Source organism: Devosia sp. P1_H9, assembly GCF_056405135.1.
The window spans coordinates 385,456-405,375 of the sequence record NZ_JBFUCQ010000002.1; the positions used below are offsets into that span (position 1 = coordinate 385,456).

Below are 19,920 nucleotides of genomic sequence, written 5' to 3' on the forward strand. Positions count from 1 at the left end.
TTGGGGCGGCGGCATAGTGAGAGGTGTCTCTCCATTGAGGCGCATTCACAAGGACCTGCCGCGCCATGGCCTCCGGCCGCATTCTCGTCATTGCACCAAACAGCGATCTTCGGGCATCGCTGGTCTTTGCGCTCGAGGCGGAGGGATACCAGGTCACGGCGAAAGAGGCGCTCCCTGACTTTTCATGGGTGGCCTCCCAAGGCTTCGACTGCACGGTCCTCGACCAGAAGGCCCTCACCGGCCCGGACTACGAGAGCATCGCCTTCTGCGTTAAGGCCTATCCGGTGGTCTTGCTGGCGGCTCGCCCGTTCCCCTGGCTGGTCGAGTGGGTTTCCCAGATCGTCGAGATGCCGGCGATCGGCAACTCGATGTCGGCCGCCGTCCGCGAAGCTATTCGTGTTCATGTTTAGAAACTGGCGGACGTCCCTATCGCGCTGAACGGGCTGACTAGTTGAGCGTGTTCCCGGCACGCAGGTTCGCCACTAGTTCCAGTTCGTGCCGCACATGGCGGCGCAGGCCTTCGAAGAAGCCGCGCAGCATGTATCCAGTCGCCTCCGGCGCCAGAACCGGTTGACCGGTCGCGATCTGCTGCAGTTCGAACTGCACCTCCTCGGCAAAACATTCGTCCTCGATGTGCTCAAGCCGCAACCGCTCAACGACCTGGCCGCCTTCGCGATGCAACGCGGCGAGCTGGGGAAATATCAGCGCTTCTTCCGAGGCGTGCACTTGCTTGATCAGAGGGCAAATCAGATCGGCGATTTGCTGGCAGTGCGGCTGGTCGAGCCGATGCGGCAGCGAGTCCGCGATCCGCTCAAGCGAGTCGCAGAGGCTCAGCTGCTGGTCGAACAGCGTCCGGAGATCTGCCGAAAGCCGATCGCGGGCTGTCATCCCAAACGCTCCAACCCAAGAACACTCTGGTGAGATGGTGGGGTGAGCTGGGATCAAAAGTCTTGATCTGAATCAAAGTTGCCGGCCACGGCGCCCACTAGGTTGCGACGTCAAAGTGAGAGCGCACGGGGGCGACGTTGCAAAATCTGCCATGGATCATCACGCTGGTAGGCGGGGCGTTCTTCACGCTCGTACTGTCCGGCTTGGGACAGGATGCCGCCTTCAGCGCGCATATGGGCATCATCGCCGCCGTCCTCGGGCTGGGCGCCGTGATCCTGCTCCGGCAGCGTGAGCCAAAGCCGGCGGTCTCGCCGGACGGTGCGGAATCGAACGGGTATTTCGATGCGCCCATCCGGATCGGATCCATCCTGACTGTCTTCTGGGGGTGCGTGGGCTTCCTCGTCGGCGTGGTGATCGCCTTGCAGCTCGCCTGGCCTGACCTCAATTTCGGTCCCTGGTTCAACTTTGGCCGGATGCGGCCGCTGCACACGTCGGCCGTGGTCTTCGCATTTGGCGGCACTGCGCTGATGACAACGAGCTTCTACGTGGTCCAGCGCACCTCGAGAGCCCGACTGATCAGCGACAACCTCGCCTGGTTCGTGTTCTGGGGCTACCAGCTGTTCATCGTGATGGCGGCGACGGGATACCTGCTCGGGATCACCGAGAGCCGAGAGTATGCCGAGCCCGAATGGTACACGGACATCTGGCTGACCATCGTCTGGGTCGCCTACCTGGTCCTGTTCCTCGGCACGATTATCAAGCGCAAGGAGCCGCATATCTATGTGGCGAACTGGTTCTACCTTGCCTTCATCGTCACGATCGCGCTGCTGCACGTCGTCAACAATCTGAGCGTTCCGGTGAGCCTCCTCGGCTCGAAGAGCTACTCGCTGTTCTCGGGCGTGCAGGATGCGCTGACCCAGTGGTGGTACGGCCACAACGCGGTGGGCTTCTTCCTCACCGCCGGGTTCCTGGGCATGATGTACTACTTCATGCCCAAGCAGGCCGAGCGGCCGGTTTACAGCTACCGGCTGTCGATCATCCACTTCTGGGCCCTGATCTTCCTCTACATCTGGGCCGGCCCACATCACCTCCACTACACCGCCCTGCCCGACTGGGCGCAGACGCTGGGCATGGTGTTCTCGGTGATGCTGTGGATGCCCAGCTGGGGCGGCATGATCAACGGCCTCATGACGCTACGCGGCGCCTGGGACAAGATGCGCACCGACCCGATCATGCGCATGATGGTGATCGCGGTCGCCTTTTACGGCATGTCGACCTTCGAGGGTCCGGTCATGTCGATCAAGTCGGTCAACGCCCTCAGCCACTATACCGACTGGACCATCGGCCACGTGCACTCGGGTGCACTGGGCTGGGTCGGCATGATCTCGTTCGCCGCGGTCTACTTCATGGTGCCGCGCCTGTGGGGGCGGAAGCAGCTCTACTCGCCGCGCATGGTCAACTGGCACTTCTGGCTCGCGACCACCGGCATCGTTGTCTACGCCGCCGTCATGTGGGTGTCGGGCATCATGCAGGGCCTGATGTGGCGCGAGTACGATGCGGAGGGCTTCCTCGTCTACTCGTTCGCCGAGACCGTGGCCGCGCTCCACCCCTACTACGTCGCCCGCGCCTTCGGGGGCCTCCTCTACCTCGCCGGCGGCCTGGTGATGGCCTTCAACATCTGGATGACCATCCGCGGCCGGGTCCGCGACGAGCGTCCGATCGCAACCGCCGCCCTGCAGCCGGCTGAATAGGAGCCACGCCAAATGGATATTCTGGGCAAGCACGGCGTCATCGAACGCAACGCCTCCCTGCTGCTGACCCTCTCGCTGGTCGTCGTCTGCATCGGCGGCATCGTCGAGGTCGCCCCGCTGTTCTACTTCCAGAACACGATCGAGAAGGTGGAGGGGATGCGTCCCTACACCCCGCTTGAGCTCGCCGGGCGCGACATCTATGTCCGCGAGGGTTGCTATGTCTGCCACAGCCAGATGATCCGTCCGTTCAGGGATGAGGTCGAGCGCTATGGCCAGTACTCGCTGGCGGCGGAGTCGATGTACGACCACCCGTTCCAATGGGGCTCAAAGCGCACCGGGCCCGACCTCGCCCGCGTCGGAGGCCGCTACTCGGACGAATGGCATGTCGAGCACCTGAGCGACCCGCGCTCGCTGGTGCCGGAATCGATCATGCCGAAATACGGGTTCCTCGCCGAAACCACCCTCGACACCAACAATATCGCGGGCAGCCTCAAGGCGAACGCCATGGTCGGTGTGCCGTACACCGAGGAGGCCATTCAAAGTGCCCGGGCGGACCTGATCGCGCAGGCGACGCCGGATGCGGATACCTCGGGACTCCTTGCCCGCTACACCAACGTGCGGGCCGAGGACTTCGACGGCGACCCCAAGCGGATCACCGAGATGGATGCGCTCGTCGCCTATCTCCAGATGCTCGGCACGCTGGTCGACTTCACCACCTACGACGCCAAAGCCAACTATCGTTAAGCGAGCCAGCTCATGCCAACCGCACACTACGACATGCTCCGGCACTTCGCCGACAGCTGGGGCCTCCTCTACATGATGGCGATCTTCCTCGTGGTCGTGTTCTTCCTCGTGCGTCCGGGCGCCAAGGCAAACGCCATGGCGGCCGCCCGCATCCCACTCGACGATGTGCAGCCAAAGGCGCGGGAGGAACGGAAATGACCAACAGGGAGATCGACCAGGTCACCGGCGTCGAGACCACCGGTCACGAGTGGGACGGCATCAAGGAGCTGAACAACCCACTACCGCGCTGGTGGCTGTGGACCTTCTACGGCTGCATCATCTTTGCGATCGGATACACCGTCGCCTATCCGGCCTGGCCGCTGATTTCGTCCGCGACAACGGGCGTTCTGGGCTACTCCAGCCGCGCCAACCTCGATGCCGAACTGGCCGCTGCAAAGGCGGCGCAGGGGGATCTGATCACGAAGATCACCGAGACCCCGGTGGCGGATATCCTCGCCAACGAGGACCTGGCTCGGTTCGCCCGCGCCGGCGGGAAGTCGCTGTTCAAGGTCTACTGCTCGCAGTGCCACGGCACCGGTGCGACGGGCAGCGTCGGCTACCCGAACCTCAATGACGACGAATGGGTCTGGGGCGGCAGCATCGAGCAGATCTACGCGACGATCTCGCATGGTGCACGTTCGCCGACCGATCCGGAGACGCACTACAACGTCATGCCGAACTTCGGCACGGACGACATGCTCACCGCTGAGGAGATCGACCTTCTCGCAAAGCAGGTCGCTTCGCTATCCGGGATCGATGGAGGGGTCGCCAGTGACGAGGGCGCCCGGCTCTTCGCCGATAACTGCGCGGCTTGCCACAGCGGTGGCGGCGAGGGGATGCCCGATGCCGGGGGTCCGTCACTCAACGATCAGATCTGGCTCTATGAGGGCACGCTTGCGGCGATCAAGGCCCAGATCGAGCGGCCCCGCCACGGCGTCATGCCCGCCTGGCAACCAAGGCTGGGGGATACTGCAGTCAAGCAGCTGGCTGTCTACGTCCACGGACTCGGCGGTGGCCAATAGGTAGTGCCATCGCCGCGGGCAGGAGGGGGGCGACCGCAAGCGCTCTCCTTCTCGTCCGCGGAAATTGACCCAGATCAAGCCGCTCGCCGGGCGTTCGTGTGAGAAACGGCTACGACCACTTGGAATATCGGAATGCTTGCGGACCCGCCCGACCCCCAATCCTATGACGTCGACGCGGTGAACTCCGCCCAGCGGCGCCAGCCACTCTATGCTCCGCGCAAGAAGATCTTCCCCAAGCGGGCGACGGGGCACTTCCGGAAGTTCAAGTGGCTGGTGATGCTGGTGACCCTCACCATCTACTACGTCACGCCGTGGCTGCGCTGGGACCGCGGACCGTTCGCGCCCGATCAGGCGGTCCTCGTCGACCTCGCCAACAAGCGCTTCTACTTCTTCTTCATCGAGATCTGGCCGCAAGAGTTCTACTACGTCGCCGGCATGCTGGTGATGGCCGGGATCGGGCTGTTGCTCATCACCTCAACGGTCGGTCGCGCCTGGTGCGGCTATGCCTGCCCACAGACCGTCTGGGTCGACTTGTTCCTCGCGGTCGAGCGCTACGTCGAGGGTGATCGCAACGCCCGGATCAAGCTTGATGCAGCGCCGTGGACCGCTTCCAAGCTGCTCAAGCGAACGACCAAGCACGCCACCTGGCTCGCCATCGGGGTTGTGACGGGCGGCGCCTGGGTCTTCTACTTCGCTGACGCCCCTACCCTGCTGGCCGAAATCGCCACGCTTCAGGCGCCGTTCGTCGCTTACGCCACCATCGCGCTGCTTACCGCCACGACCTACACGTTCGGCGGTTTGATGCGGGAGCAGGTCTGCACGTACATGTGCCCCTGGCCGCGCATCCAGGGCGCGATGCTGGACGAGAACTCGCTCACCGTCACCTACAACGATTGGCGCGGAGAGCCGCGGAGCCGTCACGCCAAGAGGGCGATAGCCGAGGGCAAGCCGGTAGGTGACTGCGTGGACTGCAATGCCTGCGTGGTGGTCTGCCCCATGGGCATCGACATCCGGGACGGGCAGCAGCTCGAGTGCATCACGTGCGCGCTCTGCATTGACGCGTGTGATGACGTGATGACCAGGTTGGGCAAGGAGACGGGCCTGATCTCCTACGCAACGCTGAGCGACTACAACCAGAACATGGCGCTCGCGACCGGCAGCGGCAAGGTTGTCCAGCCGAACCGTGTGCGGGATCAGCCCACCGGCAAGCTGGTCGACGCCATCAAGCACACCGATTGGCGGTCGGTCATCCGGCCAAGGACCATCGTCTACCTCGTCGGCTGGCTGGCGATCGGCCTTGCGATGCTAACCGCCTTGACGCTGCGCACGCCGCTGTCCGTCAGCGTGCTGCACGATCGCAACCCGTTATATGTCGAGCTCAGGGATGGCTCGATCCGCAACGGCTACGACGTCAAGGTCCTGAACATGACGCCGGCCCCGCGCAGCGTCGAACTGCACCTCGAGGGCCTGCCGGGAGCGGCGCTGTCGCTGGTCGATGGCGGCGAGGCCAGCCAGGTTCTCGACCTCGAGCTGGAGCCCGACCGCGTGCTGCCGCTTCGGCTCTATGTTCGCACCTCCCCCACGGCGCGGCCGGATGCGCAGGCGAAATTCCGCATCGTCGTCGAGACGGCTGACGGCCACATCCGGTCGAGCACCGAGACCACGTTTGAAGTTCCGGAGAGCAGCAAATGACCCCCACCCGACCGCAGGAGTTTACCGGGCGCCACATGTGGCTTCTCGTCATCGGCTTTTTCGGTGTGATCATCGCCGTCAACATCGGCATGGCCATCGTCGCGTCGACCAGTTGGACGGGCCTCGTGGTGTCTAACTCCTACGTCGCCAGCCAGGAGTTCGAGGAGAAACGCATCGCTCATGAAGCGCAGAAGGCAGCGGGGTGGCAGGCGACGTTCACCTACTCGCCGGGGATCGCCAAGGTCGTGATCGTCGACGGTGCCGGCCGACCCATCGACCTCGGTCCGGTGGAGCTGCAGGTCAATCGTCCGGTGGGCGGACATGACGACCAGGCCGTGCTGCTCGAGCGGGCGCCGGATGGGGGATACACGGCGACGCTGACACTCGCCGCCGGCGTTTGGGACGCCCTGGTGCAGGCGACCGAGACCTCGAAGGGGCCGTTCGAACTGCGCGATCGCTTCACCGTGGGAGCCGAGTGAGATGACCTGCTGCGTTCCCGGCGAGCACGCCATCGTCGACGTGAAGGCCAGCGGCATCGAGGCCGACAGTCAAGCGCTTCTCGCGCTCAGCCGCCGCCTCGGAGACGGCACCCATCAGCTCGAGTTCGCCGTGCCGGACGCGCATTGCGCCGCCTGCATCCGCTCGATCGAGACGGGCCTTGCGGCGCTTCCCATGGTGCGCGCGGCGCGGGTGAACCTCACCCGCCGTCGTGTCCGTGTCGTCTTCGATCCCGCGCGAGGCCAGCCGTCCGAGCTGGCGCCGGCCATCCGTGAAAGCGGCTACCACACCTATGTCCTCGACCCGACCCAGGACGACGAAGGCGATCCCGCTCTGCGCGAACTGGTGAAGGCTCTTGGCGTCGCCGGCTTCGCGGCCGGCAACATCATGCTGTTCTCGGTTTCGGTCTGGTCGGGTGCCAATGACGCGACCCGCGACCTGTTTCATTGGATCTCAGCGATCATCGCACTGCCGGCGATTCTCTATTCGGGGCGCATCTTCTTTCGCTCGGCCTGGCGGGCGCTGCGTGTCGGCAAGACCAACATGGACGTGCCGATCTCGATCGGCGTCATCCTCGCCACGGCGCTGAGCCTCTTCGAAACACTGAACTCGGGCGAGCATGCCTATTTCGATGCGTCGGCGACGCTGCTCTTCTTCCTCCTCGTCGGCCGCACGCTTGACCATCTGATGCGCGAGCGGGCCCGCAGCGCCATAACCAACCTCGCCCGGCTGCAGCCGCGTGGAGCGACGAGGGTGCACGACGACGGCCGGCGGGAGTATCTGCGGCTCGATGAGATCGCCCCTGGCATGCTGCTGGAAATCCGGGCTGGGGAGCGGGTACCGCTGGACAGCGTCGTCACCACCGACGGCGCTGCGTTCGACTACTCGATCATCACGGGTGAGACCGTGCCGCATGTCGTACCGATCGGAGGCGAGGTGGTCGCTGGGGCGAGCAATCTAGGCGGCCCCGTCCGGTTGCGAGCTGCGAGAGCTTCCACCGACTCCTTCCTTGCCCGTATGGCGGCGATGATGGAGGCCGCCGAAAGTGCCAAGACCAAGCCGCGGCGGCTCGCCGATCGCGCGGCGGCCATATACGCCCCGGTTGTCCACACCATCGCCATCTCCACTTTCCTCGGCTGGGGCCTGATGTCAGGCGATTGGCATGCCGCCCTGCTCAACGCCGTGGCAGTGCTGATCATCACTTGCCCATGCGCGCTCGCGCTGGCCGTGCCGATCGTCCACGTCGTCGCGGCCGGAAGGTTGTTCGAACGCGGTATCCTCATGAAGGACGGTGCCGCGCTCGAGCGGGTAGCCGAAGCGGACTCCGTCGCCTTCGACAAGACCGGGACGCTGACTGCCGGACAGCCACAAGTCGTCGAAAGCCACTCCGAAAGCGACCAAGCCCGCGACGTCGCTGCGGCCCTGGCGGCAGCAAGTACCCATCCCTTGTCGAAGGCCCTCGCCGCCCATCTTGGCAGTGCGCACGACGTGCCCGGCCACATCAGGGAGGAAGCCGGGCGAGGGGTGGAAGGCATCGTTGCCGGCGTGACCTGGCGGCTGGGAAGCCGGGAGTGGTGCGGCGTGCCGGCCGATGACACGCGCTCGACGCTGTCTGAGGTCTGGCTCAGCGCGAACGGCAAAAGCCAGGGTCACTATTGCTTCAGCGACCTGCCCCGCCCGGAGGCCCGGAGCAGCATCGCGGCGCTGGGCGGATTGGGACTGCCGGTGCGGCTACTATCTGGCGACCAGCTTGAAGCCGTGAACGCCGTCGCTGCGGTCGTCGGCATCGCTGAGGCGAAGAGTTCCCTGAGGCCGGAGCAGAAGGTCGCCGCCGTGTCGGACGGGCGGACTCTGATGGTCGGCGACGGCATCAATGATGCCCCTGCCCTTCGCGCGGCCTACGTCTCGATGGCACCCAGCTCCGCTGCCGACATCGGCCGCAGCGCCGCTGACTTCGTCTTCACCGGCAACGATCTCGGCGCCGTGCCGTTCGTGATCAGCACGGCACGGCGCGCAGCACGCCTCGTGTCGCAGAATCTCGCGCTGGCGATCGGATACAACGCAATTGCCGTACCACTTGCGATCGCCGGCCAGGTGACGCCACTGGTGGCCGCAATTGCGATGTCCTCGTCGTCCCTGATCGTGGTGGCGAATGCCCTCCGCCTGCGGTTCGGCGCCGTGACGGCACCCGTCCGGAGCGCCACCCGGCCGAACTTCATCGCACACGAGGAGACCGCCACGTGAGCGGTCTCGCCCTCCTCATTCCCATCGCCATCGCGCTGGGCCTGATCGCGCTTGCCGGATTTTTCTGGGCTTTGCGGTCGGGTCAGTACGAAGACCTGGAGGGGGCGAGCGAGCGGATCTTCGATGAGGACGAACGCGCTATCCGGCACGGTCCTTCAAAGCGCGAAGGCTGAGCACCTTGATGTGGCGGTGGCCCGAGACCGAGATTACGCCACTGTGCCGTAGCCTGCTGACCTGACGCGATACCGTCTCGATCGTCAGGCCCAGGAAGTCTGCCATATCGGCTCGCCCGATGGGCAGGTCGAAAGCAACCCTGTCGCCGACATCCGCACTGCTGCTTCGGCAGGCGATCCGTAGCAGCAGGCTGGCGACCTTTTCGGCGGCACTTTTCCGCCCCAGGGTCACCATCCACTCCCGGGCCTCGTCCAGTTCGTCGAGGGATTGGTCGAGCAGACGCTGCGTCAGGTTTGCGCTGGACGCGACCAGCGCCTCGAGCACGCGTTTGGGAAAGCGACAGAGTTCCACATCTGAGGCCGCCTCCGCGGTAAGGGGGCTTTCGGTCCGGAACAGCCGGCCCATCAGGTCCGGAGCAAACTGCAGCCCAACCAGCTGTTGCCGGCCATCCCTCAAAACGCGGGACAATTTGACCGCGCCGGCGGTGACGTTGGCGTACCCGCTGATCTCGTCGCTTTCGAGGGCAAGGCCCTCGCCGGCCTGATGTCGCGTGTGCCTTGCGTGGCGCGCAAGGTGCTGAAGTTCAGCAGGGCTCAGGACCGCGCAGATGCCCTCATGCCGGACCCGGCACTCCAGGCAGGCGCGCGGCACCGGCTCCGAACTCGATCTTGCAGAAACTGGCTTTGACCGTGGCATGCCCCGTCATCGCACGATGCGACGCGGAGCATTTGATCAGGATCAAGGACGAGCCAGCACGGTTCTGCGACCTAGGAAGCGAGAGGTGCCAATGTCCGACGCAATGCTCCACCGGTTCGCCAAGCCGGTTCCCCGCTATACCAGCTACCCCACGGCGCCGCATTTCCATGAAGGGATCGACGACGCTGCCTACGCGGGCTGGCTTGCCTCCCTGCCGGCCTCGACGGCACTTTCCCTCTACGTGCACATCCCTTTCTGCGACCGGCTTTGCTGGTTTTGCGGTTGCCATACCAAGCAGGTGCTCCGCTACGATCCGATCGCTGCCTACCTGCCGTCCGTCTTTGCCGAGATGGAAACCATCGCCGGGTTGCTTGATGGACGTGGGCAGGCCGTCGCCCTGCACCTCGGCGGCGGTTCGCCCTCCATGCTCAGGCCCGAGGATCTGATCAGTCTCGCGTCCCGCGTGCGGCAGCGTTTCGACACAAGTCGCGGACTTGAGTTCAGCATCGAAATCGATCCGAACGACATGACCGAGGATCGGTACGACGCGTTCGCGGCCGCCGGGGTGACACGCATCAGCGTCGGGGTACAGGACTTCAACCCGAAGGTGCAAAACGCAATCAACCGCATCCAGACCTTCGAGCAGACCAAGGCCGTCGTCGATGGGATGCGGCAGCGGGGCGTAACATCGGTCAACCTCGACGTTCTCTACGGACTGCCGCACCAGACCGTCGCCAGCGTCGTGGCGACGGTTGACCAGGCCCTGGCGATGAACCCAGATCGCCTGGCGCTCTTTGGCTATGCGCATGTCCCGTGGATGAAGACTCACCAGCGCATGATCGACGAGGCGGCCCTGCCGGATATGGCCGAGCGGTTGCGCCAGTCGACGGCGGCGGCCGAGCGCATCTGCGCGGCCGGCTACGTGGCCATTGGGATCGATCATTTTGCAAAGCCCGCCGATAGTCTCGCTGTGGCTGCCGGATCAGGCAGGCTGCATCGCAACTTCCAGGGCTATACGACGGACGAAGCCCCTGCCCTCATCGGCCTCGGCGCCTCCTCAATCGGCTGCCTGCCGCAAGGCTATGTGCAGAATATCACTGCAACCGGCGAGTACATCCGGGCTATCCGCGAACGTGGGCTCGCCATCGCAAAGGGTTTGCGCCTGAGCGAGGAGGACCGGATGCGGAGCTGGATCATCGAGCGTCTGATGTGCGATTTTTCCGTCTCGGTGGATGAACTGCGGGATCGCTTCAGGCACATCGCTGCGCCGGTGGTGATGGAGATGACCTATGCGGCGCAGGGCGACGAAGAAGGTGTCGTCTGGTTTGACGGACACACGTTCACGGTCACCGAGCTCGGGAGGCCTTTCGTCCGCTCGATCGCGTCCACCTTCGATACGTATCTGGCCAGCGGCGTCGGCCGCCACTCCGTCGCCGTCTAGCTCCGGGGGGCGGGCCCTAAGTAAACCCCCTAAGACTCGAGCCGGAATTTCTCGGATCCGGCGGAGCGGCTACCTACTGATCATCGCAATCAGGGGTAGCAAGAGATGTACATCCAGCCGACTTTCCGGGTCAACCAGCCGAGCAAAACTGCAGGCGTGGGTGTCTCCGAGTTGTTGACCGCGATGCAGCCGGCCGCTGTCACCTTCTACCCGACCGATGCAGTGATATATGCTCAGGGCGAGGCCGCCGGCCCGCTCTATGTGGTTGAGTTCGGCACGGTCCGGATCTGCCGGCTGACGGCCGATGGCCGGCGGCTGATCAGCGCCTTCCACACCGCTGGTGAGGTTTTCGGCTTCGAGGCCGACCCCGAGCACGAATCCTTTGCCGAAAGCGTCGATGGCGCCGGCGTCCGAGTGCTCCGGGCGAGCCGCGGCGAACAGCCCACCGGCAGCATGCTGATGCTGGCGCTCAAGAGCCTTGCTCGCACGCAGAACCACCTGATGGTGCTCGGGCGCCGGACTGCGAACGAGCGCATGGCCGCCCTCATCCTCGATCTCGCCGAGCGTCAAGGCGACGACAAGCTCGTGTTCCTGCCGATGCAGCGGTACGACATCGCCGACTATCTCGGCATCACCTTCGAGACGGTGTCCCGCATCCTCCGAGTCCTGAAGGACCAGGGCGTGATCCGGCTCCGCTCCATCAGCGAAATCGAAATCCTCGATCTCGCTGCCCTGCAGGACATGTGCGACTGACAAGTCGCAGCGTTCAAACGACCTCCAACCATTCGAGAGACAAATGAGTATCTTGCTTGCGGCAAAGTACCAGCTGGCTCGCTTTCGGCCGCTGCTCACTGCGGCCGGAACGGCCGCCCTAATCCTGCCCCTGGCGGCTACGCCCGCCGAGGCTCACGTCAAGTGGTTCGCGCCCTACATCGTCGGCGCAGCGCCACAGCCGATCATGGCGACACTGACCAACACCTGGTTCTGGCTCGCCATCGGGCTGGTGCTGGTATTCTTCATCGGAACGCGCATCGTCGAGCGCACCCGGCTCGGCGAAGCGACGCTCGCCGGCATGGACAAGGTCTCGGGACCGCTCTGGAACCGGTCGGACGATTTCGTCCGCGTGGTGATCGGCGCCTTCTTCGTCGCGATCTTCGCAGTCGGCGGGGTCTATCTCACTCCTGACCTCAAGACGCCGGCCGAGTGGGTGTCGTGGCTGCAACTGCTGATTGCGTTTGGCATCTTCTCGCGGAAGACCCAGCCCTTCTCAGCCGCAGGCATCATCCTCCTGTGGGTCCTGGCGCTACGCGACTACGACATCTTCCACCTTCTCGACTATCTGGCGCTGGGCGTTGCCATTGCGGGCTACCTCGTTCTCGAAAGCTCTGATAATCCCGAGTGGCGGAAGCACAGGTTTGAGCTGCTGCGTTGGGGTGTAGCGATCGCGTTGATGTGGTCGAGCCTCGAGAAGTTCGCCTATCCCGAGTGGTTCTATCCGCTCGTCGACGAGAAGCCCTTCCTGACGTTCGGGATGTCGCGCGACGTGTTCATTCCGATGGCTGGCGTCGCAGAGTTCACCATGGGCTTTGGTCTGCTCTGGACCCCACTGGTTCGTCGGCTGTCGGCGATCAGCCTGTTCGTGATCTTCAATGCTGCGGTCTATCCGTTCGGTAGGATGGACCTCGTCGGCCACGCCCTGATCATGGCGATCATCGTCATCATCGCCATCGATCCGACGCGTGAGATGCACTTCCTGCCGGCCCTCAAGAAGAGCCTAAGGAGCGTGCCGGTCGGACTGGCGGCTGCCCTGGTGGTCATCGCTGGCAGCTACTGGGGTCTGCACACGGCGATCTATGGGCCTGAAGGCCGTGCGCCGATCGAAATGACGACGCATAGTCCCGATCCGGACCACCCTCACGGCGACGAGGCGGCACACGACGACGGCGCGCCACATGATCATGCCGAGCTCGTATCGGCGAGCACTCGCTAGCAAGGCCATCGCGTGCCTCTACCAACGAACGACGGCGGCGACCAATAGTGGTCGCCGCTTCGTTCCCACCACTGGGCGATTTCGCAATGCTGACGTTCGAGACACTCGCTGCGTTTGTCCTCGCAAGTCTGGTCATCGAGCTCACGCCCGGGCCGAACATGACATATCTCGCCCTGCTGGCAGCACGACATGGGAGGCGGCCGGGATACGCCGCAGTCGTTGGGGTCGCCGCGGGCCTTGGCGTCCTCGGGTTGCTTGCATCCCTCGGGCTGGCGACGCTCCTGCAGTCGTCGCCTCCGCTCTACGGTGTCCTCCGCTGGGGTGGGGTCGCCTATCTCCTCTATCTGGCCTGGGAGGCCTGGAATGAAGACCTCTCCGGGGACACCACCGCGGATGACGGACGCTATTTCACCCGTGGCCTGATTACGAACCTGCTGAATCCCAAGGCCGCCCTGTTCTATGTGGCGGTCATGCCGGGGTTTTTGCCCGCGGGGGATACCGACTGGCGCTCGACCGCCGTACTAGCGGCGCTGTACGTCGCCGTGGCAACGGTGGTCCACGGCGGCATCGTGAGCCTCGCCGGCGCCCTCCGTCCGTTGTTTGCGAACCGAGGCCTGATTGCCGCCGTAGGCAAGCTGTTCGCGCTTGCACTGGTGGCCGTCGCCGCATGGGTTGCCTACGCGACCCGCGCCCCATTCTGAGCCGCCGAGCAGTTCTTGACCTAGATCAATGTGGCTGCAGATCCGGTGGCATCGATAGATACGTGACTGGAGGCCCAAAAATGAAATGGGGTCACGCGATGCTGCTTTTGGCGATTGTTGGCCTGGCCGGCGTGGCAGCCTATGTCTGGTTCGAGAGCAGGAACTTCGAGACCCTGATTGCCGGCGTGCGCGAGCGGGTTATCGCGGGCGGCGAGCCGGCCACGGCTGCGATAGAACTTCCCGACATCGTGCGCGCCTATGCGATGCGGGCGGGAGGCAGCGTTGGCGGGCCTACATCTGTCCACCTCCGCCACCGCGCCATGCTGGTGACGGATCAGCGGCGACCGCCCATCGATATCGAGGCAGACCAATGGTTGGCCACACGTCGAGCGGATCTCGTCTGGGTCGGTCGCGGCAGCATGTTTGGGTTACCCGTCTCGGTCATCGACAGCGTCGTCGGCGGCTCAGGGCTGCTGCAGGCCCGCCTGGTCGGCGTCCTGTCTGTAGCGAAGGGCCTTGGCGCCGATTTCGACAAGGGTGAGATGCAGCGCTACTTGTCCGAGCTGCCGGTTCATCCGGATGCAATCCTCAACAACGCGCAATTGAGGTGGCGGCAGATCGAGGGTGGCGTGGTCGAGGTGAGCGGCACGTCCCGAACGGGGCCGGCAAGCGTTCGGCTGTTCTTCGATGCCTCAGGCGACATAGTCGGTCTGGAAGCAGCGGACCGCCCGATGACCGTGGGCAGCACCACCGTGCCCACGTTGTGGAGAGGCCAGTTCAGCAAATACAAGCAGTTCGGACGCTATCGCATCCCGAGCTACGGCGAGGTCAGCTGGGTGCTGTCTGAGGGACCTTTCACCTACTGGAAAGGCGAGATCGTTGCGTACGAGCCGAGCAGCGACGTCAACTTCTGAAGTCCAGGGAACGTCCCAGGATCTAGGAATGAGCCTCTGCAGACCACCTTCGCACAAGAAGACTCCAGATTTTGATCCCGATCAATCTGCCAGGGGAGCCGGCCGGCTACGATCCCAACCATCTTGTGGGGCGCCAGATGGAGGCCGCTATGAGGCGACGTCGTTTTCTGATTGGTTCTGCCGGTTCGGGACTGGCAGCGGGACTGTGGCCGGCTCGAGCGATTTCGGACGATGCCCTCCCCACCGTCGCAACTTCGAGCGGGCAGCTCCGCGGCGCAACTGTGGACGGCATCCATAGCTTCAAGGGTATCCCCTTTGCGGCGCCCCCGATCGGGCAAAACCGCCTGCGACCTCCCCGCCCTCCCGAAACTTGGGACGGTACGCGAGACGCCACCGCGTTCGGCCCAAAGCCACCGCAACCGCCCTACCCGCCCATGGTCGCGGCCTTGTTGCCGCCAGAGGTGCCGGGTCCGGGCGACAACTGCCTGACGCTGAACATCTGGTCGCCGGCGCTAGGCGAGGCAGGCCTGCCTGTCATGCTCTGGATACCCGGCGGCATGTACGAGTACCACGCCACAGGAGCTTCTCCCTGGTATGACGGAACCAGCTTCGCCCGCGATGGCGTTGTCCTCGTTTCCATCAACTACCGCGTCGGAGCGGAGGGCTTTCTCTTCCTGAACGATGGGATCTCCAACGTGGGTCTGCTCGACCAGATTGCGGCCCTCGAATGGGTACAGCAGAACATCGCCGCGTTCGGCGGCGATCCCTGCAACGTCACGATATTCGGCGAGTCCGCCGGCGGGCTGAGCGTTGGCACTCTCCTTTCGATGGCGCGTGCCAGGGGGCTTTTCCGGCGGGCGATCATCGAAAGCGGAGGCGGTCATCATGCCAGCACGCCGAGGACGGCCGAACGCATCGGTCGACGGCTGGCCGAGTTACTCGGGACCGACGCGAGCCGCGAGGCCATTGCCGCCGCTCCAATCGAGCAGATGCTGAAGGCGCAGGAAGCGCTGCGCGGCGAGCTTCTCTCAAATCCAGACCCGGCGTTCTGGGGGGAGATCATGCTCGATGGGCTGCCGTGGGAGCCAGTCATCGATGGTGACCTGATCCCGGTCCGGCCGATCGACGCGATCTCGGCCGGCATCGGTGCGGATGTCGACATCCTGTCAGGATCGAACACCGAGGAGTGGCGGCTGTTTCTGGTACCCGGCGGCGTAATCGACGCGATCGGTGAAGAGGCCCTTGCGGGGACAATCATGGCAACGGGGTTGCCGGTGGCGGCCACTCTCGCCGCCTACCGGGAACGGTATCCAGGCGCGAGTACGGGCGACCTGTTCGCGGCTGTCATGACCGATTGGTATTGGCGGGTTCCCGCGCTGAGACTTGCCGAGGCGCATTCAGCTCATGGCAAGGCAAGAACCTTCATGTACGAGTTTGCATGGCGCTCGCCTCAGTTCGACGGGCGCCTGGGTGCCGGTCATGCCGTCGAAATCCCATTCGTGTTCGATACGCTCGGGGCCCAAACCGAGCAGCTTCTCGGTGCCGGGCCGCCGCAACAGCTTGCGGGTGAGATGCATAAGGCATGGACGCGTTTTGCCACCACCGGGGATGCGGGCTGGCCTGAATTCGACACGGCGCGACGGGCGACAATGCACTTCGATGTGCCGTCTACTGTCGTCGAGGATCCGATGGCCGCGGAGCGCCGCCTCTGGGAGGGTGTGCGCTAGAATCGCACAACCTCCAGGGTCGTTGATGTCCTCAAAGAGAGCGCGAACTAGGCCGGGGCCAGGCCGAGGAGCGAGCGTAGCGGTCCTGGCACGGCAACCAGATCGCCGATGGAATACTCGTCGAGCACCGCCAGGAAGGCCTGTTGCGCACGCTGCAGCGCGATCTTGAGGGAACAGGCGCGACGAAGGGGGCAATCCTCATTGTCCGGCTGAAAGCACGGAACGATGTCCATGTCCGGTTCGGTATGTCGCAGCACGGCGCCAATGACGATCTCGGCGGCCGGCCTTCCCAGCCGCATGCCGCCGCCACGGCCGCGCACGGTTTCGACGTAGCCAGCTTGGCCCAGTTGGTGGGCGACCTTCATCAGGTGATTGACGGACATGCCGTAGGCTTGGGCTACTTCCGTGATGGTCGAAAGCCGTTCGGGCCGAACGGCGAGAAACATCAGCAGTCGGAGAGAATAATCGCTGTAGACCGTCAGGCGCATTGGCACCGTCCTTTTCCGCGGGCCACAGGTCGGTTGGAGGCGAGGCGCCGCAAGATCGCCTCGAGTCCAGGATCAGGCTATTGGCGCGGCGAAGTCTTGGCAAACAGCTCCATCATCCGCGCCTGTGCCTTGGCCGGCAGGCGGACGTCCATCAACCCGGTCAGGTTGGATTTGTCGCCGCCCACCTCGATCAGGCCAACCATTCCCATGCCGAAATGCGGCTGGCATTTGAACCCGTAAAGGCCGGGAACCGTGAACGTCACGGTGAACTCCTCGTTGAGGTTGCCCTTCCAGGTTTCGGCGTCGGTTGGGATCATGCCGAGGATGGTCTCTGCATTGTGACCCTTGTCCGCGGGAATGAACGTCACCGTGTCACCCGGCTCGATCTGCAGGAACGAGGGAGAAAAGCCCATCGTCTTGCCGTCGGTACCCTTGTTGAGCATCAGAACGTCGAAATTCGCCGCTTGAGCCGACCCGCCGATCGCCAACAGGGCCGCCGCGACTAAGAGTAAACGTGACTTCATGGAATCCTCCTAAAGATGTATTCACAATACATCTTTATGGCGATCCGTCGGGCCTGGCAATGCGTCGCAAGGCAGTGAGGCCCGGCCTGCGGCCTACTGCCTCATCCGGCTTTGAGCCTTGGTGAAACGAGCATCGGCCCGAATTCGAGGACGAACAACCCGAATGCAATGAGCCAGCACGCGCCGCTCAGGGAGAGCAGGAGGTGGTATTGCGATGGAATCAGCTCGGCAAACGGCCGCAGCACTGCTGAAAGTGTCAGCGCCAGGTAGGCAACCGAAGTGCACGGGGACGCGGTGAGCGCTCGCCCCGTATGCCCGAGGCTCGCGCGGGTCATCACCGCGAATGTCATCCCTGCGATGGCCCCCACGGTCAGGACGTGAAGCGCCGAGGCATTGGCGATCCAGCCGAGGGAGGCGAGGGCAACCGACAGCATCCCGAGGGGGATGAATGCGTAGCCGACGTGAAGTGCGAGCAATAGAGGCTCATCGACCGTGCGTTGGCCGTGCCAGCGGGCGAGCCGGACAGCGTGGAGAATGGCCGCGACCACCGCCGAACAGGCGGTGACGATGGTCTCGGGAAAGACGACCCACAGCGCCAGGGCCACCAGCAGCCATGCCGTCGCAACGATATCGAAGCGGCCAAACGGGGCCGGCAGCCGGGGTGAGCCTGCCTTTGCCAGCCAGTTCCTGGTGAAGCTGGGAACGATGCGACCGCCGACGACGGCAATCAGCATCACGTAGATCGCAACACCAGCCCGGGACGCCTCGAGGGCCACGCCGTTGAACGCCACCGAAACATGGAATGCGATGTTGACCAGCGAAAGGGCGCTCAGGCCGGCGAGGATCTTGAGGTTCTTCCAGTTCTTTCCCGCGATGATCTCTGTTGCAGCTATCGCGGCCATCAGCGGCAGGAAGCAGGCCTCGGCCAGCATCGACAGCGGCAGGCCAATGACACCCGGAACGGCCATGACGAGCCGACCCACTAGCCACACAGCAACCAACCCGAGCAGGGGCAAGCCTGACACCGGCAGGCGGCCGGTCCAATTGGGAATGGCTGTCAGCATGTAGCCCGCCAGCGCGGCGCTGGTGTAGCCGAACAGCATCTCGTGAGCGTGCCAGTTGAGCATGCCGTAGTCGCCGCCGATCTCCCAGCCGGCAATCAATGCCCCAATCCAGCCAACCATCGCGGCAATGGCAAAGATCCCTGCCAGCAGGAAAAACGGGCGGAACCCGTAGGACAGCACCGGCGGCCCGCTTCTGGCGATGCCACGGGGGACTGGTTTGCGAGCCTTGCTGACTGCATTGCCCAAGCCGAAGTTCATGGTCCTGCCGCTCCTTGGTGGCGCAGCGATGAATGCCAGTCCAAACCTCCCCGGTCTTTGCTGTCGCGCAAGGAAGTCGCTCGGCGCCTGCGTAACGTTTGGTGTCAGGAGAAGCCGGAGACGCCGTGATGCCTGGAACCGACATTGACGACCTGAGTCTCGCGGAGATCATGTCAAAGTGGCCGTCGACCATCAGGGTGTTCCTGGACCGCCGCATGCACTGCGTCGGATGTCCGATAGCGCCGTTCCACACCTTGATCGACGCGGCGGAGGAACACACGCTGCTGCTGGGTGGGTTGGCGGCCGACATCGAACTGGCCAGGCTCAGAGATAGCCAGGTTTCAGCCCGTCACCGATGAGGACGAGCTGGTGCGGGTCCCGTACCAGCAGCTTCTGACGACCGCCTACCACCAGTCCGGCCGCCTCCCAGGCGGTGAGGATGCGGGAGACCGTGTGCAGCGTGGTACCGGTCATCTCGGCGATGTCCTGCTTGGAAATGGGAAAGTCGATGCGGACCCCCTCCTCTTCTTTCCTGCCCGACTGGTTCACGAGGCGGAGAACCGCATGGGCGACGCGACGCTCGACCTCCTCGGTCGACAGTTCCCGCAGCCGCTGCTGGGCTTCGAGCAGCCGGCTGCCCATCGTCTGCATCGCATTGACGGCCAGCGATGGGTATTGCTCCAGGAAGTCGTTCCAGAGGCTCATCGGCCAGGAGAGCACGACGCTCTCCGAAACGGCGGTCGCTGTCCCGGGATAGTCCAACCGGCGCAGCGCCTTGGCGATGCCAAACAGGTCGCCGGGGTTGACCATTCGGACCACCACCTGCTGGCCCTCGCTGGTGACCTGCGTCACCCGCAGGCGACCGTGCAGCAGCACGAAGAACTGGGTTGCGGTCTGGCCCTGCTCGAACACCACGCCCCCGGGGGCATAGCGACGGCTGCCCGCCGATCTTAGCACGTCGTCGACTTGGCCGGGCGCCAGTTGTTCGAACAGCGCGAGGCCCTGGACCGCGGCGCGGTTGATCTGCGTTTGCGTTTGCATGTCAGCTTTCCTCGAATCGGGCGG

At 64.3% G+C, this 19,920-nt stretch carries 22 protein-coding genes; 16 read left to right on the forward strand and 6 right to left on the reverse strand.

Annotated elements, in window-relative coordinates:
• The first annotated feature begins 65 nt into the window (after positions 1 to 65).
• The gene (locus AC1DYL_RS05110; protein WP_477151030.1) at positions 66 to 410 is read left to right on the forward strand and encodes a hypothetical protein; all 345 of its coding nucleotides are present in this window, start codon (positions 66 to 68) and stop codon (positions 408 to 410) included.
• A gap of 37 nt (positions 411 to 447) precedes the next feature.
• Here the strand turns inward: AC1DYL_RS05110 and AC1DYL_RS05115 are convergent, their stop codons facing one another.
• Complete coding sequence (locus AC1DYL_RS05115) at positions 448 to 888, reverse strand: hemerythrin domain-containing protein (RefSeq protein WP_477172281.1); 441 nt, start codon at positions 886 to 888, stop codon at positions 448 to 450.
• Between the two features lie 137 nt (positions 889 to 1,025).
• On the opposite strand from AC1DYL_RS05115, the gene ccoN reads away from it, so the two are divergent.
• From ccoN to ccoS, 8 genes are all read left to right on the forward strand, one after another.
• Positions 1,026 to 2,639: a cytochrome-c oxidase, cbb3-type subunit I gene (gene ccoN / locus AC1DYL_RS05120; RefSeq protein WP_477172282.1), complete on the forward strand. Its 1,614-nt coding sequence runs from the start codon at positions 1,026 to 1,028 to the stop codon at positions 2,637 to 2,639.
• A gap of 12 nt (positions 2,640 to 2,651) precedes the next feature.
• The gene (gene ccoO / locus AC1DYL_RS05125; protein ID WP_477172283.1) at positions 2,652 to 3,383 is read left to right on the forward strand and encodes a cytochrome-c oxidase, cbb3-type subunit II; all 732 of its coding nucleotides are present in this window, start codon (positions 2,652 to 2,654) and stop codon (positions 3,381 to 3,383) included.
• A 12-nt stretch (positions 3,384 to 3,395) separates the two neighbouring features.
• Positions 3,396 to 3,581, forward strand: a complete 186-nt coding sequence (locus tag AC1DYL_RS05130; RefSeq protein WP_477172284.1) for a cbb3-type cytochrome c oxidase subunit 3 — start codon at positions 3,396 to 3,398, stop codon at positions 3,579 to 3,581.
• Complete coding sequence (gene ccoP, locus AC1DYL_RS05135) at positions 3,578 to 4,444, forward strand: cytochrome-c oxidase, cbb3-type subunit III (RefSeq protein ID WP_477172285.1); 867 nt, start codon at positions 3,578 to 3,580, stop codon at positions 4,442 to 4,444. Before AC1DYL_RS05130 ends, ccoP begins: the two co-directional genes overlap by 4 nt.
• Before the next feature lie 132 nt (positions 4,445 to 4,576).
• A complete protein-coding gene (gene ccoG / locus AC1DYL_RS05140) occupies positions 4,577 to 6,136 on the forward strand; it encodes a cytochrome c oxidase accessory protein CcoG (protein WP_477172286.1) in 1,560 nt (519 codons plus the stop codon).
• Entirely contained in the window at positions 6,133 to 6,615 is a 483-nt protein-coding gene (locus tag AC1DYL_RS05145) for a FixH family protein (RefSeq protein ID WP_477172287.1), read from the forward strand. The genes ccoG and AC1DYL_RS05145 overlap by 4 nt, the downstream gene beginning before the upstream one ends.
• A gap of 1 nt (position 6,616) precedes the next feature.
• Positions 6,617 to 8,878: a heavy metal translocating P-type ATPase gene (locus AC1DYL_RS05150; RefSeq protein ID WP_477172288.1), complete on the forward strand. Its 2,262-nt coding sequence runs from the start codon at positions 6,617 to 6,619 to the stop codon at positions 8,876 to 8,878.
• Positions 8,875 to 9,051, forward strand: coding sequence for a cbb3-type cytochrome oxidase assembly protein CcoS (ccoS, locus tag AC1DYL_RS05155; RefSeq protein WP_477151039.1), 177 nt, complete (start codon positions 8,875 to 8,877; stop codon positions 9,049 to 9,051). Before AC1DYL_RS05150 ends, ccoS begins: the two co-directional genes overlap by 4 nt.
• Here ccoS and AC1DYL_RS05160 read toward each other — a convergent pair.
• Complete coding sequence (locus tag AC1DYL_RS05160) at positions 9,017 to 9,748, reverse strand: Crp/Fnr family transcriptional regulator (RefSeq protein WP_477172289.1); 732 nt, start codon at positions 9,746 to 9,748, stop codon at positions 9,017 to 9,019. The genes ccoS and AC1DYL_RS05160 overlap by 35 nt on opposite strands.
• A 91-nt stretch (positions 9,749 to 9,839) precedes the next feature.
• On the opposite strand from AC1DYL_RS05160, the gene hemN reads away from it, so the two are divergent.
• The 6 genes from hemN to AC1DYL_RS05190 all read left to right on the forward strand — a co-directional run bounded on the left by hemN (position 9,840) and on the right by AC1DYL_RS05190 (position 16,521).
• Positions 9,840 to 11,189 (forward strand): oxygen-independent coproporphyrinogen III oxidase, encoded by a 1,350-nt coding sequence (hemN, locus tag AC1DYL_RS05165; RefSeq protein WP_477172290.1) that lies wholly within the window; start codon positions 9,840 to 9,842, stop codon positions 11,187 to 11,189.
• 105 nt (positions 11,190 to 11,294) lie between these two features.
• Entirely contained in the window at positions 11,295 to 11,942 is a 648-nt protein-coding gene (locus tag AC1DYL_RS05170) for a helix-turn-helix domain-containing protein (RefSeq protein WP_477172291.1), read from the forward strand.
• A gap of 43 nt (positions 11,943 to 11,985) precedes the next feature.
• Positions 11,986 to 13,179: a hypothetical protein gene (locus tag AC1DYL_RS05175; RefSeq protein WP_477172292.1), complete on the forward strand. Its 1,194-nt coding sequence runs from the start codon at positions 11,986 to 11,988 to the stop codon at positions 13,177 to 13,179.
• A gap of 86 nt (positions 13,180 to 13,265) precedes the next feature.
• Positions 13,266 to 13,880: a LysE family translocator gene (locus AC1DYL_RS05180; RefSeq protein WP_477172293.1), complete on the forward strand. Its 615-nt coding sequence runs from the start codon at positions 13,266 to 13,268 to the stop codon at positions 13,878 to 13,880.
• 98 nt (positions 13,881 to 13,978) lie between these two features.
• The gene (locus AC1DYL_RS05185; RefSeq protein ID WP_477172294.1) at positions 13,979 to 14,794 is read left to right on the forward strand and encodes a DUF6544 family protein; all 816 of its coding nucleotides are present in this window, start codon (positions 13,979 to 13,981) and stop codon (positions 14,792 to 14,794) included.
• A 71-nt stretch (positions 14,795 to 14,865) separates the two neighbouring features.
• The gene (locus AC1DYL_RS05190) at positions 14,866 to 16,521 is read left to right on the forward strand and encodes a carboxylesterase/lipase family protein (RefSeq protein ID WP_477172295.1); all 1,656 of its coding nucleotides are present in this window, start codon (positions 14,866 to 14,868) and stop codon (positions 16,519 to 16,521) included.
• Between the two features lie 47 nt (positions 16,522 to 16,568).
• Here AC1DYL_RS05190 and AC1DYL_RS05195 read toward each other — a convergent pair whose 3' ends face one another.
• The 3 genes from AC1DYL_RS05195 to AC1DYL_RS05205 form a co-directional block, all read right to left on the reverse strand.
• Positions 16,569 to 17,009, reverse strand: coding sequence for an Rrf2 family transcriptional regulator (locus AC1DYL_RS05195; RefSeq protein WP_477172296.1), 441 nt, complete (start codon positions 17,007 to 17,009; stop codon positions 16,569 to 16,571).
• Between the two features lie 77 nt (positions 17,010 to 17,086).
• Positions 17,087 to 17,533, reverse strand: a complete 447-nt coding sequence (locus tag AC1DYL_RS05200) for a pseudoazurin (RefSeq protein WP_477172297.1) — start codon at positions 17,531 to 17,533, stop codon at positions 17,087 to 17,089.
• Between the two features lie 101 nt (positions 17,534 to 17,634).
• Positions 17,635 to 18,855, reverse strand: a complete 1,221-nt coding sequence (locus tag AC1DYL_RS05205) for an NnrS family protein (protein ID WP_477172298.1) — start codon at positions 18,853 to 18,855, stop codon at positions 17,635 to 17,637.
• Positions 18,856 to 18,983: 128 nt separating this feature from the next.
• On the opposite strand from AC1DYL_RS05205, the gene AC1DYL_RS05210 reads away from it, so the two are divergent.
• A complete protein-coding gene (locus AC1DYL_RS05210; protein ID WP_477172299.1) occupies positions 18,984 to 19,214 on the forward strand; it encodes a DUF1858 domain-containing protein in 231 nt (76 codons plus the stop codon).
• Here AC1DYL_RS05210 and AC1DYL_RS05215 read toward each other — a convergent pair.
• Positions 19,180 to 19,896 carry a Crp/Fnr family transcriptional regulator gene (locus AC1DYL_RS05215; protein WP_477172300.1) on the reverse strand — a complete coding sequence of 239 codons (717 nt, stop codon included), beginning with the start codon at positions 19,894 to 19,896 and terminating at the stop codon, positions 19,180 to 19,182. The two genes, AC1DYL_RS05210 and AC1DYL_RS05215, sit on opposite strands and share 35 nt — an antisense overlap.
• Between the last annotated feature and the right edge of the window lie 24 nt (positions 19,897 to 19,920).

Excerpts from the sequence above, each read along its gene's own strand:
- AC1DYL_RS05110 (WP_477151030.1), top strand. The coding sequence starts at position 66 with ATGGCCTCCGGCCGCATTCTCGTCATTGCACCAAACAGCGATCTTCGG.
- AC1DYL_RS05115 (WP_477172281.1), bottom strand. The coding sequence starts at position 888 with ATGACAGCCCGCGATCGGCTTTCGGCAGATCTCCGGACGCTGTTCGAC.
- ccoO (WP_477172283.1), top strand. The coding sequence starts at position 2,652 with ATGGATATTCTGGGCAAGCACGGCGTCATCGAACGCAACGCCTCCCTG.
- AC1DYL_RS05130 (WP_477172284.1), top strand. The coding sequence starts at position 3,396 with ATGCCAACCGCACACTACGACATGCTCCGGCACTTCGCCGACAGCTGG.
- ccoP (WP_477172285.1), top strand. The coding sequence starts at position 3,578 with ATGACCAACAGGGAGATCGACCAGGTCACCGGCGTCGAGACCACCGGT.
- ccoG (WP_477172286.1), top strand. The coding sequence starts at position 4,577 with ATGCTTGCGGACCCGCCCGACCCCCAATCCTATGACGTCGACGCGGTG.
- AC1DYL_RS05145 (WP_477172287.1), top strand. The coding sequence starts at position 6,133 with ATGACCCCCACCCGACCGCAGGAGTTTACCGGGCGCCACATGTGGCTT.
- AC1DYL_RS05150 (WP_477172288.1), top strand. The coding sequence starts at position 6,617 with ATGACCTGCTGCGTTCCCGGCGAGCACGCCATCGTCGACGTGAAGGCC.
- AC1DYL_RS05160 (WP_477172289.1), bottom strand. The coding sequence starts at position 9,748 with ATGCCACGGTCAAAGCCAGTTTCTGCAAGATCGAGTTCGGAGCCGGTG.
- hemN (WP_477172290.1), top strand. The coding sequence starts at position 9,840 with ATGTCCGACGCAATGCTCCACCGGTTCGCCAAGCCGGTTCCCCGCTAT.
- AC1DYL_RS05170 (WP_477172291.1), top strand. The coding sequence starts at position 11,295 with ATGTACATCCAGCCGACTTTCCGGGTCAACCAGCCGAGCAAAACTGCA.
- AC1DYL_RS05175 (WP_477172292.1), top strand. The coding sequence starts at position 11,986 with ATGAGTATCTTGCTTGCGGCAAAGTACCAGCTGGCTCGCTTTCGGCCG.
- AC1DYL_RS05180 (WP_477172293.1), top strand. The coding sequence starts at position 13,266 with ATGCTGACGTTCGAGACACTCGCTGCGTTTGTCCTCGCAAGTCTGGTC.
- AC1DYL_RS05185 (WP_477172294.1), top strand. The coding sequence starts at position 13,979 with ATGCTGCTTTTGGCGATTGTTGGCCTGGCCGGCGTGGCAGCCTATGTC.
- AC1DYL_RS05195 (WP_477172296.1), bottom strand. The coding sequence starts at position 17,009 with ATGCGCCTGACGGTCTACAGCGATTATTCTCTCCGACTGCTGATGTTT.
- AC1DYL_RS05200 (WP_477172297.1), bottom strand. The coding sequence starts at position 17,533 with ATGAAGTCACGTTTACTCTTAGTCGCGGCGGCCCTGTTGGCGATCGGC.
- AC1DYL_RS05205 (WP_477172298.1), bottom strand. The coding sequence starts at position 18,855 with ATGAACTTCGGCTTGGGCAATGCAGTCAGCAAGGCTCGCAAACCAGTC.
- AC1DYL_RS05210 (WP_477172299.1), top strand. The coding sequence starts at position 18,984 with ATGCCTGGAACCGACATTGACGACCTGAGTCTCGCGGAGATCATGTCA.
- AC1DYL_RS05215 (WP_477172300.1), bottom strand. The coding sequence starts at position 19,896 with ATGCAAACGCAAACGCAGATCAACCGCGCCGCGGTCCAGGGCCTCGCG.